The sequence below is a fragment of the Pelotomaculum propionicicum genome, from assembly GCF_004369225.1.
Lineage (GTDB): Bacteria > Bacillota > Desulfotomaculia > Desulfotomaculales > Pelotomaculaceae > Pelotomaculum_B > Pelotomaculum_B propionicicum.
The window spans coordinates 1-3,211 of the sequence record NZ_QFFZ01000102.1; the positions used below are offsets into that span (position 1 = coordinate 1).

A 3,211-nucleotide genomic window follows, 5' to 3' on the forward strand; every position below is an offset into this window, starting at 1 on the left:
GGAAAACGAAAGCGCCAGTTTCTGGCTCGGCGTGTGTAATGACCTGAAAAACAGGGGGGTTCAAGATATCCTGATCGCCTGCAAAGACGGGCTTTCCGGGTTTTCAGAGGCTATTAGCACTGCTTTCCCGCGGACCGAGATACAATTGTGCATTATCCACCAAATACGTAACTCCATGAAATATGTAGCCTACAAATATCAAAAAGAATTAATCGCTGATTTAAAGAAAGTTTACCAGGCCTTGACCATAGAAGAAGCAGAGAGTTCTTTTACCGCCTTCAAAGAAAAATGGGGCAAAAAGCATCCCATCATTGTCCGGTCCTGGGAAAACAATTGGCTGGAATTAACGGCTTACTTCAAGTACCCATACGAGATCCGGCGGATGATCTACACAACTAATATTATCGAAGGTTATCACAGGCAACTAAGAAAAGTAACCAAGACCAAGACGGCCTATCCGACAGACGAAGCCCTGGTTAAAATAATATACCTGGCGACTATCGAGGCGTCTAAAAAATGGACCATGTCCATAAGGGATTGGAAAAACTGCATCTCACAGTTTGCCATCTACTTTGAAGACAGGTTAGATTCAGAAATAGCAATTTAAAACGAGTTTAACGCTTTGAGTTCTGGCAGGGATAGCCATAAAAGAATAAGGGGATGACTATAACAGTCACCCTCTCTATCCCCGGCAGAACCCCGCCAGGCGCTCGGGTTGCTCTCCAGCATCGCCCTAATATTACGATATCGGGATTTTAGGGCATATTCCGTTTTTTGATGTATTCCGATGATTTTTCAAACCTTACTGAGTATTTTGTAGATGCAACACCGTCACTATCCTTTCGCTTAAAAGAATCGGAATATTGTATTCTACTATTTTTTATTCCTCCATAATAGAGACGTCTGGTGGTCAACCAAGACGAATCTATTATGGAGGTTTTTCTATGCAAAAGATCATGGAAGCAATCGAGTGTGTTTTGGCATTTCTCCGAAAGATCCCTCTCAGTAATAGTAGCATTAAGCAGTATACGATTTATCTGCGGAGTAGCATTGTTCCTTACTGCGAAGCCAACTGCATTGAGAGCTTTTCTGATGACGAAATGCAGGCCTATGCAGAGGAACAGATGTCAAAGGCAAAGAACGGTGAGTTTAGCAAATCTACTATGATACACCGAAGGAAAGCGGCTGCACTACTGGCAGACTGCATGCAAGGCAGGGAGCTTGTATGGGAGCAAAAGAGTTTCAAACAGAGAAAGCTGTGCGATTACTTTGAAGAGATTCTGGCTGACTACAGCACCCACATCTCTAAATCCCTAGCACTCAGAACTATCCGGAGGCACATATGCATAATACGGCAGTTTCTTGTTTTCATTGAGCAAAATAGCATGCAGAATTTCAACAAACTAACGTCCGAGAATGTGAAGGATTTTATTGTGAACGCAGCTCCAAACCATAAAGCCAGCATATCAATGCTCACGGGTGCAACAAGAAAATTTCTTTCATACCTAGCTGATACCGGACTTGCATCTATCAACGCTGAATGGAACCTTATCAACCCGGCACCCAGACATCGAAAATTGCTACCTTGCTTTTCCGACAAAGAGACGGAAGCCATTCTTGACAGTGTGGACAGAACTACTCCTATCGGGAAACGAGATTATGCTATCCTAATGATCGCGCTTTGGACAGGGCTTCGAGGTGTGGACATTTTAGACCTAAAGAGATCGGACATTGACTGGAATCGTAAGGTGATTAATGTAGTCCAAGGCAAAACCGTTGTGGGTATTCAAACGGAATTATCGCCAGGAGTAGGCAACGCTATAGCAGACTATATTCTGAACGGTCGTCCCGAAACGGATTCTCCATACATATTTGTACGTCATAGAAGGCCTCATGACAGGTTAAGTGATTTCACAGGCAATGACATAATGGTCAGATCTCTTTGCAAAGCAGGCATTTCTCATGAAGCTTGGGATGGCAAGTCATTTCACGCATTAAGGAGAACTTTTGGGACAAGACTTGTTCGGGCAGGAGTTCCTATTCGATCCGTTGGTGAGATGCTTGGGCATGCAAATCCGAACTCCGCCAAACGTTATGTTGCCTTAGACAGAGAAGGTCTCCGCGTATGCTGTCTGGACATTTCCATGTTCAGAACCAAGAAAGTTGGTCTGTTATGACATATGAATTTAGAAGCGGATTTGCCAGGCAGATCCAAGAAATGCTGGAACATAGAGCCGCAATGGGGCATTCCGTGAAAGATTACAATAGTATCCTTGCGAACTTTGATCGGTTTTGTATGAATCATTTCCCGAACGAAACCATTCTTACGAAAAAAATCGCGTTCGCTTGGTGTAACGATGCCAAAGGTAATGGCAAAGGTGGTTTTAATAGAGCAAGTGCACTTCGAGGATTCGCTCGGTATATCTTCCTGGCAGGCGAAGAAGCATATGTCATGCCACCGTCTTTCTTTCCTATGCCAAAGGCCAAACAACCTATCATCATGAATCATGTTGAACTAACGAACTTTTTTAAGGCGACGGATTGCTACTCTAGCAGCAGAAAAAACGTTCTGCATGAGTTTACGGTGCCGGTCATTTTTCGTTTACAGTATGCCTGCGGAATGCGTCCACAAGAGGTGCGGTGTCTGCGGTGTGTAGATTTCAACTTCACCGATAATACCATTTATATCGCCGATGGAAAGCGCCACAAGGATCGGTGCCTGCCTGCTAACGCAGAAGTTATGGAGATGTGCAAGAGGTACAACCGAATAGCGAAAAAAATGATCCCCCACAGAACATATTTCTTTCAAGCTCAATCGGGAAATGCCTACACAACCGATTGGCTCTGCAATGCTTTCCGTATGTGCTGGGAGATAAGCGGGAATGAAAACAGCCGTGGTTCCTGTACTCCCTATGCTCTCCGACACAATTTCGCTACACAAATACTAATGCGCTGGATTGAAGAGGGAAGGGATCTGGACGCGATGATCCCATACCTCAGTACCTATATGGGGCACGAAAGCTTTTCTGCCACATACTACTACATTCATTTACTGCCAGAGCGGTTAGCTCTTATGGACTTCACTCGCTCAGACGGTATCATACCGGAGGTTTATGATTTTGAAGAAGAGTAAAGATAACCTGTTCTCACATCTGCGAGAGTTTTTTACCATTTTCCTACCTAAACAGGCTCGGCGCAGCTCGCATACGAT

At 44.3% G+C, this 3,211-nt stretch carries 3 protein-coding genes; all 3 read left to right on the plus strand.

Annotated features, from left to right (window positions below):
• On the plus strand, positions 1-607 hold a 607-nt coding region (locus Pmgp_RS18905), incomplete at its 5' end, for an IS256 family transposase (protein ID WP_134216187.1).
• Between the two features lie 337 nt (positions 608-944).
• Positions 945-2,177, plus strand: coding sequence for a site-specific integrase (locus Pmgp_RS18910; protein WP_134216189.1), 1,233 nt, complete (start codon positions 945-947; stop codon positions 2,175-2,177).
• A 41-nt stretch (positions 2,178-2,218) separates the two neighbouring features.
• Positions 2,219-3,133, plus strand: coding sequence for a tyrosine-type recombinase/integrase (locus tag Pmgp_RS18915; RefSeq protein WP_243119959.1), 915 nt, complete (start codon positions 2,219-2,221; stop codon positions 3,131-3,133).
• Positions 3,134-3,211 lie beyond the last annotated feature (78 nt).